Here is a 13,031-nt window from a genome sequence, read left to right as displayed (position 1 = left end):
AGCCGCATGCCACTACAGCTCGCGCACCCAGATGTTGCGGTAACTGACCCTGGAGTCATGCTCCTGCAGATAGAGCGGCGCACACGCATGGGGCGAATACGAGGGCGCTCCGATGTACTCAGTCTTGCCTGCCAGCACGGTGTCATCCTGCACCAGCACGCCGTTGTGCAGCACCGTGATGCGCGCGGGCGACACAAGCCCACCGCCCACCGAGAAGCGCGGTGCCTTCCAGATGATGTCGTAGGCCTGCCACTGGCCCGGCGCGCGCGAGGCATTCACCCGCGGCATGGCCTGCTTGTAGATGGAGCCCGCCTGGCCATTGGCATAGGTCGGGTTGTTGTAGCTGTCGAGCACCTGCAGTTCATACAGTTCCTGCAGGAAGATCCCGCTGTTGCCCCGGTTCTGGCCGTCGAAGCCCTTCGTGTCAGTGGGCGTGCGCCACTCCACATGCAGCTGGACATCGCAGAAGCGTTGCCGGGTGCGGATGCCCTTGCTGCCCGGAACGACGGTCATGGCGCCCCCGGCAACCTTCCAGGGCACGCGTCCGCCCTGCTCCGATTCCCACGCGGAGACATCCTTGCCATCGAACAGCACGATCGCGTCGGAGGGGGCCTTGCCTGGCGGCGTGGCCACGACAGCGGGCACGGGGGTCCACACTTCGGTCTTCTTCGGGTCGCGCGCAGCGTCGGCACTGTCCTGCGCGAATGCAGATGCAGCGGCCAGCAGGCCAACAGTGATCAACGCAGGGCGGATCATCAGGGTGGTGTCCATCAGCTGGTCCCCCACGCGGGCGTACCGGGGACATAGGCGAGGTCGCCGTCGTAGCGGCCGGGCACCGCGACGTACTGCAGCACGCCGGTCGCCCCGACCTTGGAGGTGAAGAAGCCGAAGATGGCCAGCTGCTTGATCATCGTGAAGTAATGCGGCATCGCCTCGCCCTCTTCAGGCGTACCGGTCTCGGTCACGTCGGCAGAGCGCGCCTTGGCTTCGGCGTCCAGCGTTCGCAGCAACTGGGTGCGGGCTTCCGGCGCAAGCGCCACAAACCGGCCGCCGGCGCGCTTGTCGATATCGACCAGGCCTGCCCGGAACGTTGCCTGCTGCCGGGCGGTGTAGCAATCGCTGACGAAGGTCGCCATGAACAGGCCAGCGCCGGCATCCTTCGCCCCTGGCGTCCGGGTCCGCGGCAGGATGGTCTCGGCGATCTCGTCCAGCGTGCCGATGTCGGCATCGGAGAACAGGGTCTTCACCGGTGCCGCGGCGGCGTTTCCCTGCGCGAGCGCAGGCAGGCCGACCATGGCCGCGCCGGTGGCTGCAACGATCATCTTCAACAGTTCGCGGCGATCCATCAGAGGTTCCCCGCTTTCAGTTCGCGTACCGCGTGGTCGGCCGCGCGCGCGGTCAGCGCCATATAGGTCAGCGAAGGATTCACGCAGGCGCTGGAGGTCATGCAGGCACCGTCGGTCACATAGACGTTGGGCGCATCCCAGACCTGGTTGTGCGCGTTCAATACCGAGCTCTTCCGGTCACGTCCCATGCGTGCGGTCCCCATCTCGTGGATGCCCTTGCCCGGGGCATAGTCGTGGTCGTGCATCTTCACGTCCTTGACGCCGGCCGCCTCCAGCATCTCGGCGGCATCGGCGGCCATGTCCTTGCGCATCGCCAGTTCGTTGGCACGCATGGACACGTCCATCGCCAGCACCGGCAGCCCCCACTTGTCCTTGCGGTCGTGGTCCAGGCGGATCGTATTGTCGTGGTGCGGCAGCATTTCACCGAACCCGGTCATGCCGATGCGCCAGTCGCCCGGTACGGTCAGCGCCTCCTTCAGGTCGGCACCGATGTTGAGCTCGGCGATCTCGCGCGACCAGCCGGTGCGGCTGGCACCGCCCTGGTAACCGAACCCGCGCAGGTAGCCGCGCTTGTCGGCCGCGACGTTGCGGAAGCGCGGAATGTAGAAACCGCACGGACGGCGGCCGAAGTAGTACTTGTCTTCGTAGCCCTCGACCCGGCCCGAGGCGCCCGCACCGAAATGATGGTCCATCACGTTGTGCCCCAGCTCGCCCGACGAAGAACCCAGTCCCCCCTCCCACACATCGGTCGCCGAGTTCATCAGCAGCCAGGTCGAATTGAACGACGATGCATTGAGGAAGATGACCTTGGCGGTGTACTGGTAGGTCTGCCCAGTCTCGGCATCGATCACCTCCACGCCGCGCGCACGCTTGCGATCCTTGTCGTAGAGCACTTCCTTGACGATCGAGAACGGCCGCAAGGTCAGGTTGCCGGTCTTCATCGCCGCTGGCAGCGTCGCCGCCTGGGTCGAGAAATAGGCACCGAAGGGACAGCCCAGGATGCACTTGTTGCGGTACTGGCAGTTCACGCGCCCCTGCTCGGGCATCGGCTGGGTGATGTTGGCGGTGCGCGAGTGGATCATGTGCCGCGTTCCGCCAAAGGCCTTCTTGATCCGCGCGGCCACGTCCTTCTCGACGATGTTCAACGGGATCGGCGGCAGGAACTCGCCGTCCGGGAGCACGTCCAGTCCTTCGCGCGTGCCGGCGATGCCGGCGAACCTCTCTACATGGTCGTACCACGGCGCGATGTCGGCATAGCGGATCGGCCAGTCGGTGGCGATGCCATCCTTGAGGTTCGCTTCGAAGTCCAGGTCGGAAAACCGATAGCTCTGCCGGCCCCACATCAGCGAGCGCCCGCCCACGTGGTAGCCACGGAACCAGTCGAAGCGCTTGGTTTCGATGTAGGGTGAGTCCTGCTCGTTGGCCCACATTCCTTCCAGGTTCTCGGCCAGGCCGTAGTCGCGCATCAGCACCGGAAAGGCGGCCTTCATCGCCTGCGTCGGCCGGTTGCGATGCGGGAAGTCCCACGCTTCCTTCATCGCATTGACGTAGTCCTTGACGTGCTCGATGTTGCGCCCGCGTTCCAGCATCAGGACCTTCAGGCCCTTCTCGGTCAGCTCCTTCGCTGCCCAACCGCCACTGATTCCCGAGCCAACAACAATGGCGTCGTAGTGATTATCTGCCATGGTCTCTCACCTGGGTGGATATCGTTTCAGACGTCGCAGAGGCGGATCGCCTCGCGCAATGAGGCAACGGGATCGGGCGCTGCAGGCGTGAATTCCTGCGCCAGATACCCCTTGAAACCGGTGTCGCGGATCGCGCGACAGATGGCCGGATAGTGGAGTTCCTGCTGGTCTCCAATCTCGTTCCGGCCCGGCACGCCTGCAGTGTGGTAATGCTTGAAGCAGGCGTGATGCTTGCCGATGGTGGCGATGATGTCGCCCTCCATGATCTGCATGTGGTAGATGTCGTAGAGCAGGCCGAAATTGTCCGAGCCGAGCCGCTGGCACAGCTCCACGCCCCAGGCGGAGTGATCGCACAGGTAGTCGTGGTGATCGACCCTGGAGTTCAGCAGCTCCATCACCAGCACGACGCCGCGCTTCTCGGCATGCCCGAGGATGCGCTTGAGGCCGGCTTCGGCATTGGCCATGCCGTCCTGCGGGTCCATGCCGTTGCGGTTGCCGGAGAAGCAGATGAGGTTGCGGTAACCGGCATCGGCGACCAGGTCGATGTGCCGCGTGTAGCGCTCCACCAGCGGGTCGTGGAATTCGCGGCCGGCAAAGCCCTTGGTCAGGCCCAGCTCCGCGCCATTGCACATCGAGCTGTAGACGCCGTTCGCCTTCAGCGTGGGCCAGTCTTCCGGGCCGACCAGGTCGATGGCGGCGAAGCCGATGTCTTTCACCGTCGTGCAGAGCTGGGCGACCGACAGCTGCGGGAAGGTCCAACGCGCCACGGAGTGCTTCAGGTTGCCCTTGAGCGCTGCGGTGGCGGCGAATGCAGGCAACGCTCCCGCAGTACCCAGCGCTACGCCTCCAGCAACCGCCATGCGCAACGCATCGCGCCGCGTGAGGCCCGTCGCCGGAGCCGGTCTGATCGAATGGATGGACATCCACCTGCCGGCCTCCCAACCGACATCAAACACTGAGGATTCACTGCAATGCAATCGATTGCACCATAGGGGAGGAATTTGTGTGTTTGCAAGTCGCAGTGCACGAAAATCAATGCTGCGAGGCACAACTCCGCAACCGACCTGGAAAACAAAAGCCCCGCGTGAGCGGGGCTTTCCTTCTGGCGGTGGGAGCAGGACGACGCCTGTTGGCTACAGGGTCGAAACCGTGCCGCCGTCGATCCGATACTCCGTTCCGGCAATCGACGCCGACCGGGGAGACGCCAGGAACACAATCAGATCAGCCACCTCCTGCGGTGCCGCGGGCCGTCCCACCGGGATCCCGCCGAGCCAGTCCATGACCACCTTCTTGCCTCCTTCATAGTCGGTTCCCGCTTCCGCAGCGATCCGTTCTGCAAATTCCCTGGATGCTTCTGTCTCGATCCAGCCCGGCGCTACGCTCAGCACCCGCACGCCCTTGGGGGTGACCTCTCGTGAAAGCGACTTGCTGTAGGTCGTGAGTGCCGCTTTGGCGGCGGCGTAGGCGGTGGTGGACTCCGGCAGAGGCAGCATGCGCTGGATCGAACTGACGTGGATGATCACGCCAGCGCTCTGCGCGAGCATGGATGGCAGCAAGGCACGATCCAGGCGGACCGCCGGCATCAGATTCAGGTTCAGCTCGGCAAGCCAGTGCGCATCACTGATCGCTGCGAAGCCACCGGCAGGTGTCTTTGATCCCCCCAGCACATTGACCAGGATGTCTGCGCCGCCCCATGCCTGCAGCACGGCGTGGGCGAAAATGCCGGTGCCCTCGGCCGTCGACAGATCGGCGGCTACGTAGGCGACTCCTTCCACCGGGCGTGCCGGCAGGCTGCGCGCCGACGTCATTACCCTGGCCCCGGCCTCGGCGAGGGTCCTGACCACGGCCGCCCCCACACCGGCCGTGCCGCCGGTCACCACGGCCCGCAGGCCACCGAGTTGAAGATCGAGGCTCATGCCGTGATCTCCAGCGATGCGATCAGGCCCCGTTCCAGTTCGAAACGGTAGCTCAGCAGAATCGGACTGCCGGGGAAGTTGCCGCTCACGATGGCACGGACAACGTGGTGTTTCTCCTGCCGTTCGATGGCGCTCGGCACGCTGGTGGCGCTGTATTTGGCCGATGCCTCGGCCAGGAAGGCTTTGATGGCGTCGACGCCGACGAGGGTGTGCCCGTCGTCCTTCAGCACAGCCTGGGCGGCAAAACAACGCGCCAGCACTTCAGGGTCATGTTCGGCCGCGAAGTACGCGGCAATGGGTTCTGGGAGGGTCAACGCATTCATTCCTGGCTCCTGCAGTGGTCAGGCGCTCAGGATGTGCACGCAGGTCGGTTAAGTGAATGCCCTATAATCCGAATGGGTTATGTCAAGAATCTCACATAATGCGCGGATCCGAGTTCGCTGAACTGAAGGCCTTCGTGGCGGTAGTGGAACGCCAGAGCTTCGCGCGGGCGGCGGAACATCTGGGGGTATCGCCCTCGGCCCTGAGCCAGACCATCCGCCAACTGGAAGGCCGTCTCGGCACCCGCCTTCTCAATCGCACGACACGAAGCGTGGCGCCCTCGGCAAGCGGCGGGCGACTGTACGCGCGCATCGCGCCGCTGTTCCAGGAGTTGGCCGTCGCGGTCGCTGAAACCAGCGAAGCCAGCGGACGGATCAACGGGACCCTGCGAATCAATACGCTGGGCATCGCCGCGAGAACACTGATTGCCCCGCGGCTTGCCCGCTTCCACCAGGCCTACCCTGATGTCGTTGTCGACATCGTGGTCGACGACGCGCTCAGCGACATCGTCAGTGGCCGGTTTGATGCGGGCATCCGCGTGGGTGGTCAGCTCGAGAAGGACATGGTGGCCATCCGCCTCACCCCGGACCTGAACATGGTGGCCGTGGCGTCACCGGATTACCTGGCACGCCGCGGAACACCGCGAACTCCGGCGGAACTGCAGGATCACGCCTGCATCAACTGGCGGCTGCAGAGCGATGGCAGGCAGTACCGATGGGAGTTCAAGAAGCGAGGTCGCCACCTCGAGGTCGCCGTGGACGGTCCTGTCGTCACCAATCACGCTGACATCGGGATTGCGTCGGCCCTGGCCGGCCTTGGAATCGCCTATCACTTCGAACAGGATGGTGTGGGCGAACTGTTGGCACAGGGACTGCTGGTGCGGGTACTGGCGGATTGGTCGGTCTCGCGGCCCGGGCTTTTTCTCTACTACCCGAACAGGCGGCATCGCCCCGCCCTGCTGGGCGCGTTCATTGACTGCCTGCTGGACCAGGGAATGTTCGGCAATCGGTGACGAGGTCGACGAACGTCCGCATCCTGCCGCCGGGCAATGGGATCCTGCCACGTCGCCTGTAACGAGAAGGGCCCCGGGCACGCGTGCCAGGAGCCCTTGTCGGGATAAACGGAAGGTACGCTTAGAACGGAATATCGTCGTCAGCGAAGTCGTCCATCGGCGGCGCCTGCTGCGGCTGCGGGCGCTGGTTGCCACCCTGGTTGCCGTAACCCCCGCCCTGGTTGCCGCCCTGGTTGCCATAGCCACCGCCCTGGCCACCACGCTGGCCACCGCCGCCACCGCCATACTCCTGGCGCGGCGCCTGCTGGCGCTGCGGACGATCGCCGCCGTAATTGCCACCACCGCCACCGCCGCCGCCTTCACCGCGGCCGCCCAGCATCTGCATTTCATCGGCGATGATGTCGGTGGAGTACTTCTCCACGCCGTCCTGGCCGGTGTACTTGTCGTAGCGCAGGCTGCCTTCGACGTAGACCGAGCTGCCCTTGCGCAGGTACTCGCCGGCGATCTCGCCGAGCTTGCCGAAGAACACCACGCGGTGCCATTCGGTGCGCTCCTGCTGGTTGCCATCCTTGTCCTTGCGGACGCTGGTGGTGGCCAGGCTGATGCGGGTGATCGCCATGCCGCCCTGGGTGTACTTCACGTCCGGGTCGTTGCCGAGATTGCCGACCAGGATGACTTTGTTGATGCCGCGCGCCATAGGTACCTTCGTCCGTTGTCCAGGGGCAGACCGCCAGTGATAGCACAGCCCCGGGCGGGGTGCAGTACGCTGGGCCGCCCCTGGTGAAATTTGGGGGAATGCGAGAACGACGCATCTTACCATTGCCGCCGCCATCCGCCCGGTCAGGAGACCCCGACCGCACCGAAGGATCAGGCTGATTTCCTTGTCCGGCAATGACTTACCTGTGCCCAGGCCGACGCCCGGAGGGGCATTCGCGTCTGCGCATGGCATCATGCCCGGGCACCTTCCACCTGCCCGCTCCGCCCGCACATGACGATCAAAGGCAAAGCCACCTCCCTGGACATCGCCCACCTAGCCGGGGTCTCCCAGCCGACCGTGTCGCGGGCCCTGCGTGGCAGCCCGATGGTCAACGCCGAGACCCGCGAGCGCATCCTGCGCATCGCCCGCGAGCTGAACTACAAGGTCGACAAGAATGCCTCCAGCCTGCGCCTGCGCAATGCCGGCACGCTGGCCCTGCTGTTCTTCGAGGACCCGACCAACGACGACTCGCTGATCAACCCGTTCTTCCATTCGATGCTGGGCTCGATCACCCGCGCCTGCGCGCTGCACGGGCAGGACCTGCTGGTCTCGTTCCAGCAGCTGTCCACCGACTGGCAGGCCGATTACGAGGACAGCAACAAGGCCGACGGCATCATCCTGCTCGGCTACGGCGACTATCACGAATCGCGCGACCGCCTGCAGCGGCTGGTCGAACAGGGCACGCACTTCGTGCGCTGGGGCGCCGCCCTGCCCGGCCAGCCCGGTGTCTCGATCGGCAGCGACAACTTCCAGGGCGGGCATGACATCACCACCCACCTGCTGCAGCAGGGCTGCCGCCGCATCGCCTTCCTCGGCCATGCCTCCAGCCACTACCCCGAATTCCAGGAGCGCTACCGCGGCCACGTGGCGGCCCTGCAGGACCACGGCCTGGCCGCCGAACCGGCGCTGCAGCACGATGCGATCACCACTGAAGCCTCCGGCCAGGAAGCCTGCCAGGCCCTGTTGGCGCGCGGCGAGCCGATCGATGCGATCTGCGCGGCCAGCGACCTGATCGCCATCGGTGCGATGCGCGCCCTGCGCGAGGCCGGGCTGCGGGTGCCGCAGGACGTGGCGGTGACCGGCTTCGACGACATCCCGCTGGCCGCTTCGGTGTCCCCCGCGCTGACCACGGTGCAGCAGGACACCAAGCAGGCCGGCCAGCTGCTGGTCGAGCGCCTGCTGGCGCTGATCGGCCGGCAGCCGGTGGACAGCCAGAGCATCCCGGTGAAGCTGGTGGTGCGCGAATCATCCCTGCGCGGGTAAGCGCCGCTGGGCCGGCGCGCTGGCCAACGCACGACGGCGGGATTCTCCCCCCATGACCAACGGCGGATGCGCACGGAGGCGGTTGCGCGGATAACGCGCAGACATTGCCCATGGAAAGGTGTACGTCGCATGCTGAAGATCGATTCGCTGTCCAAGACGTACGCCAACGGCGTGCATGCCCTCAACAACGTCACCCTGGACATCCCGCGGGGCATGTTCGGCCTGCTCGGCCCGAACGGCGCCGGCAAGTCCTCGCTGATGCGCACGCTGTCCACCCTGCAGGAGGCCGACAGCGGCACGGTGACGCTCAGCATTCCGGGCGAGGCGCCGATCGACGTGCTGCGTGACAAGGACGCCGTGCGCCGTCGGCTGGGCTACCTGCCGCAGGATTTCGGCGTGTACCCGAAAGTCAGCGCGCTGGACCTGCTGGAGCATTTCGCAGTGCTCAAGGGCCTGACCCAACGCGCGCAGCGCCGCGAGGTGGTCGATGGGCTGCTGCAGCAGGTGAACCTGTGGGATGCCCGCAAGCGCAAGCTGGGCACCTACTCCGGCGGCATGCGCCAGCGCTTCGGCATTGCCCAGGCGCTGCTGGGCGACCCGCGGCTGGTGATCGTCGACGAGCCCACCGCCGGCCTCGACCCGGAGGAACGCAACCGCTTCCTCAACCTGCTGGCGGCGATCGGCGAGAACGTAGCGGTGATCCTGTCCACCCACATCGTCGAGGACGTGACCGACCTGTGCCCGACGATGGCGATCATGAACAAGGGCCAGGTGCTGCTGACCGGCCGCCCCAGCGAAGCGATCGACGCCCTGCAGCACCAGGTCTGGCGCAAGCAGGTCGATCCTTCGGAGCTGGCCGACCATGAAGCGCGCTACGTGGTGCTGTCGACCCGTCTGGTCGGTGGCCGCCCGGTGATCCATGTGCACAGCGCCAACGACCCCGGCGACGGCTTTGCGGCCGTGGCTCCCGACCTCGAAGACGTGTACTTCCAGCGCCTGCGCCTGCAGGCCCGTGCTCGCGCGGCAGCCTGAGCGGAGCACGCCATGATCCTCGATTTCTTCCGTTTCGAGCTGCGCGAGCAGCTGCGTTCCCCGCTGCTGTGGCTGCTGGCCGGGCTGTTCGCCCTGCTCGCCTTCGCCGCTGCGTCCAGCGACGCCGTACAGATCGGTGGTGGCAGCGGCAACGTGCACAGCAACGCGCCCACCGTGATCGCGCAGATGCTGGGCATCTTCACCCTGCTCGGCATGCTGGTCACCGCCCTGTTCGTCAGCAATGCGCTGCTGCGTGACTTCGAACTGGGCACCGCCGAGCTGATCTTCGCCAGCCCGGTGAAACGCCGCGATTACCTGGCCGGCCGCATCGCCGCCGCCCTGGCTACCGGCCTGCTGTTCTACCTGCTGGTCGCTTTCGGGCTCTGGCTGGCACCGTTCATGCCCTGGGTGGACGCCGAGCGCATGGGGCCGATCAGCTGGCAGGGCTATGCCTGGAGTTTTGCGGTCATCGTCATTCCCAACCTGTTGTTCACCACCGCGCTGCTGTCACTGCTGGCAGCGGTCACGCGTTCAATCCTGTGGGTCTACATCGGGCTGGTGGCCTACCTGGTCCTGTTCGGCGCCAGCGCGGCGGTGCTGCGCGACATCGACAACACTTGGCTGGCGGTGCTCAGCGAGCCTTTGGGCATGCGCGCCCTGTCACGCACCATCCGCTACTGGTCCACCGCCGAGCACAACAGCGGCGTTCCCGGCCTGGCCGGCTACCTGCTGGCCAACCGTGCCCTGTGGCTGGGCGTGACGGCGCTGCTGTTCGCCGCCACGTTCGCCCTGTTCCGCACCGAGCGCAGCGGCAGCGGCCGTCGTCGCTGGGGCCGCCGGCAGGCGCAGCCGGTTGCCGACGCCGCCGCCCTCCGGCCCAACCGCAACCCGTTGCCGCGCGTGGTACCGGCATTCAGCGCGACCACCGCGTGGCAACAGTTCCTGCGCCAGGTGCGCTTCGACACGCGCGGCGTCCTGCGCAGCGTGCCGTTCATCGTGCTGCTGGTGCTGGGCCTGGCCAATTTCCTGCCCAACGCGCTGTTCCGGCAGACCCTGTACGGCACCTCGATCTGGCCGGTCACCTCGCAGATGATCATGGGCCTGCAGGGGGCCTTCAGCTGGCTGCTGGTGATCATCGTGCTGTTCTTCGCCGGTGAGCTGGTGTGGAAGGAACGCAGCGCGCGCATCAACGAAGTGACCGATGCCATGCCGGTGCCGAACTGGGTACCGCTGCTGGCCAAGTTCACCGCACTGCTGGCAGTGATCATCTGCTTCCAGGCCGCCGGTGCACTGGCGGCGATGGGCGTGCAGCTGGTCAAGGGCTACACCCACCTGGAGCCGCTGCTGTACCTGCGCAGCCTGGCGCTGGATTCGGTGATCTACATCCTGATGGGGGGCCTGGCACTGGTGCTGCAGGTGCTCACCAACAACAAGTTCGTCGGTTACGCGCTGCTGATCGTGGTGATGATCGGCCAGGGCGTGCTCGGCATGCTGGACTACACGCAGAACCTGTACACCTTCGGTGGCTGGCCCAACGCTCCCTATTCGGACATGAACGGCTACGGCCACTTCCTGCCGGGGCAGCTGGCATTCCAGGGCTACTGGGCGCTGTTCCTGCTGACCCTGATGTGCCTGGCATCGGCGCTCTGGGTGCGCGGTGTCAGCCAGGGCCTGCGCCAGCGCCTGGTCCTGGCCGGCCGCCGCCTGCGCGGCCCGACCGGCGTCTTCGCCGGACTTGCGGCATTGGCCTTCGCCGGCGTGGGCAGCTGGCTGTACTGGAGCACCAATATCCGCAACGAGTTCATCTCGCCCGACCAGCAGCTGGACCTGCAGGCCCGCTACGAGCGCGAGCTGTCGAAGTACCGCACCCAGCCGCAGCCGCGCATCGTGGCGGTGGACAACCGCGTGGACCTGTTCCCGGAATCGCAGTCGATGGTGATCGATGCGAACTGGACGGTGCGCAATACCCATGCCACGCCGATCCAGGACGTGCATGTCTCGATAGGCGATGACAAGCAGCTGGTCGACGTCGACCTGGGTGGGCAGACGCTGTCGTTGCACGATGCCGATCTCGGCTACCGCATCTACCGCCTGCAGAAGCCGCTGCAGCCGGGCGAAACCCGCAGCGTGCATTTCCGGGTGGTGCAGAAACCCAACGGCATCACCGCCGGGCCGGCGCCGAGCAACATCGTGGACAACGGCACCTTCTTCAACAGCCGCGTGCTGCCCTCGTTCGGCTACAACGAGGGCGCCGAGATCAGCGACCGCAACGAGCGGCGCAAGCGCGGCCTGGGTGAGCCGCGGCGCATGCCCAGGCTGGAGGACGAAGCGGCGCGCGCCAACACGTACATTGCCAACGATGCCGACTGGCTCGACTTCCGCACCACGATCTGCACCGCACCGGACCAGGTGGCGCTGGCCCCGGGCTACCTGCAGCGCGAGACCACGGTCAACGGCCGGCGCTGCTTCAGCTACGCCATGGACCGGCCGATGCTGAACTTCTATGCCTATCTATCGGCACGCTGGGAGGTGCGCAAGGCGAAGTACAAGGACATCCCGATCGAGGTCTACTTCGATCCGGCGCACGGCTACAACGTGAACCGGATGATCGAGGCGGTGCAGAAGTCGCTGGCCTATTACGAGGCGAACTTCACCCCGTACCAGCACCGCCAGGTACGCATCATCGAATTCCCGGGCTATGCCCGCTTCGCGCAGTCCTTCGCCAACACCATCCCCTATTCCGAGGCCATCGGTTTCATCGCCGACCTGCGCGACCCGGACAAGGTGGACTACGTGTTCTACGTGACCGCGCACGAGATCGCGCACCAGTGGTGGGCGCACCAGGTGATCGGCGCCAACGTGCAGGGCGCGACCGTGCTGTCCGAATCGCTGTCGCAGTACTCGGCCTTGATGGTGATGGAGCAGGAATACGGCCGCCAGCACATGCGCCAGTTCCTCAAGCGCGAACTGGACGGCTACCTGTCCGGCCGCGGTGGCGAAGCCATCGAGGAACAGCCGCTGGAACGCGTGGAAAACCAGCAGTACATCCACTACCAGAAGGGTTCGCTGGTGTTCTACCGCCTGCGCGAGGAAATCGGCGAGCAGGCGCTGAACCGTGCGTTGAAGCGCTTCCTGCAGGACAAGGGCTACCAGCAGCCGCCGTACACCACCTCACGCGAGCTGCTGGGCTACATCCGCGCCGAGACCCCGGCCGACCGCCAGCAGCTGGTCACCGACCTGTTCGAGAAGATCAGCTTCTACGACAACCGGGTGATGGCCGCCAGCGCCCGCAAACGTGCTGACGGCCGCTACGACGTGACCCTGGACCTGCATGCCGCCAAGCAGTACGCCGATGGCAAGGGCAAGGAGAGCGAGGCGAAGATGGATGACTGGGTCGAGATCGGCGTGTTCGCCACCGGACCGTCGGGCAAGGAGCGCGACCAGAAGGTGCTGTACCTGCAGCGCCACCACATCACCAGCGCCGCGCCGAAGATCACGGTGACGGTGGATGAAAAGCCGGACGAAGCAGGCTTCGATCCCTACAACAAGCTGATCGACCGGGTGAGCGATGACAACCGGCGCAAGGTGACGATGTGAAGCAACGGGGCGCCGGCCGATGTGCCGGTGCTCCGCGCGACGCGTGCGGGCTTGGCTTGGCCTTGCTGTAGTGCCGAGCCCTGCCCCGCACACCGTCCACGA

At 65.9% G+C, this 13,031-nt stretch carries 11 protein-coding genes; 4 read left to right on the top strand and 7 right to left on the bottom strand.

Features of this window, described 5'->3' with window-relative positions; translation table 11 throughout:
* Positions 1 to 12 precede the first annotated feature (12 nt).
* The 6 genes from AC5P98_RS01720 to AC5P98_RS01695 form a co-directional block, all read right to left on the bottom strand.
* Entirely contained in the window at positions 13 to 771 is a 759-nt protein-coding gene (locus AC5P98_RS01720; RefSeq protein WP_046429464.1) for a 3-keto-disaccharide hydrolase, read from the bottom strand.
* Positions 771 to 1,346 (bottom strand): gluconate 2-dehydrogenase subunit 3 family protein, encoded by a 576-nt coding sequence (locus AC5P98_RS01715; RefSeq protein ID WP_014646300.1) that lies wholly within the window; start codon positions 1,344 to 1,346, stop codon positions 771 to 773. The genes AC5P98_RS01720 and AC5P98_RS01715 overlap by 1 nt, the downstream gene beginning before the upstream one ends.
* On the bottom strand, positions 1,346 to 3,031 hold the full coding sequence (locus AC5P98_RS01710) for a GMC oxidoreductase (protein WP_046429409.1): 1,686 nt from the start codon (positions 3,029 to 3,031) through the stop codon (positions 1,346 to 1,348). The genes AC5P98_RS01715 and AC5P98_RS01710 overlap by 1 nt, the downstream gene beginning before the upstream one ends.
* Positions 3,032 to 3,057: 26 nt before the next feature.
* Positions 3,058 to 3,954, bottom strand: coding sequence for a hydroxypyruvate isomerase family protein (locus AC5P98_RS01705; protein WP_049404955.1), 897 nt, complete (start codon positions 3,952 to 3,954; stop codon positions 3,058 to 3,060).
* A gap of 210 nt (positions 3,955 to 4,164) precedes the next feature.
* A complete protein-coding gene (locus tag AC5P98_RS01700; RefSeq protein WP_069117465.1) occupies positions 4,165 to 4,947 on the bottom strand; it encodes an SDR family oxidoreductase in 783 nt (260 codons plus the stop codon).
* The gene (locus AC5P98_RS01695) at positions 4,944 to 5,270 is read right to left on the bottom strand and encodes a nuclear transport factor 2 family protein (protein ID WP_049404957.1); all 327 of its coding nucleotides are present in this window, start codon (positions 5,268 to 5,270) and stop codon (positions 4,944 to 4,946) included. The genes AC5P98_RS01700 and AC5P98_RS01695 overlap by 4 nt, the downstream gene beginning before the upstream one ends.
* A gap of 98 nt (positions 5,271 to 5,368) precedes the next feature.
* Here AC5P98_RS01695 and AC5P98_RS01690 point away from each other — a divergent pair, with 98 nt between their 5' ends.
* Positions 5,369 to 6,280 (top strand): LysR family transcriptional regulator, encoded by a 912-nt coding sequence (locus AC5P98_RS01690; RefSeq protein ID WP_049404958.1) that lies wholly within the window; start codon positions 5,369 to 5,371, stop codon positions 6,278 to 6,280.
* 121 nt (positions 6,281 to 6,401) lie between these two features.
* Here the strand turns inward: AC5P98_RS01690 and AC5P98_RS01685 are convergent, their stop codons facing one another.
* Positions 6,402 to 6,977 (bottom strand): single-stranded DNA-binding protein, encoded by a 576-nt coding sequence (locus AC5P98_RS01685; protein ID WP_006423759.1) that lies wholly within the window; start codon positions 6,975 to 6,977, stop codon positions 6,402 to 6,404.
* Positions 6,978 to 7,268: 291 nt separating this feature from the next.
* Between AC5P98_RS01685 and AC5P98_RS01680 the strand changes: the two genes are divergently transcribed.
* The 3 genes from AC5P98_RS01680 (at position 7,269) to AC5P98_RS01670 (ending at position 12,929) form a co-directional block, all read left to right on the top strand.
* Positions 7,269 to 8,300, top strand: a complete 1,032-nt coding sequence (locus AC5P98_RS01680) for a LacI family DNA-binding transcriptional regulator (RefSeq protein ID WP_014646297.1) — start codon at positions 7,269 to 7,271, stop codon at positions 8,298 to 8,300.
* A 129-nt stretch (positions 8,301 to 8,429) separates the two neighbouring features.
* Positions 8,430 to 9,332 (top strand): ABC transporter ATP-binding protein, encoded by a 903-nt coding sequence (locus AC5P98_RS01675; protein WP_069117470.1) that lies wholly within the window; start codon positions 8,430 to 8,432, stop codon positions 9,330 to 9,332.
* Positions 9,333 to 9,344: 12 nt separating this feature from the next.
* Entirely contained in the window at positions 9,345 to 12,929 is a 3,585-nt protein-coding gene (locus AC5P98_RS01670) for a M1 family aminopeptidase (protein ID WP_197561525.1), read from the top strand.
* Positions 12,930 to 13,031 lie beyond the last annotated feature (102 nt).

It is taken from the genome of Stenotrophomonas sp. YJH_SMC_135 (assembly GCF_059372355.1).
Note: the sequence above shows the minus strand (reverse complement) of the source record. Positions and strands in the feature narration are given on the sequence as shown.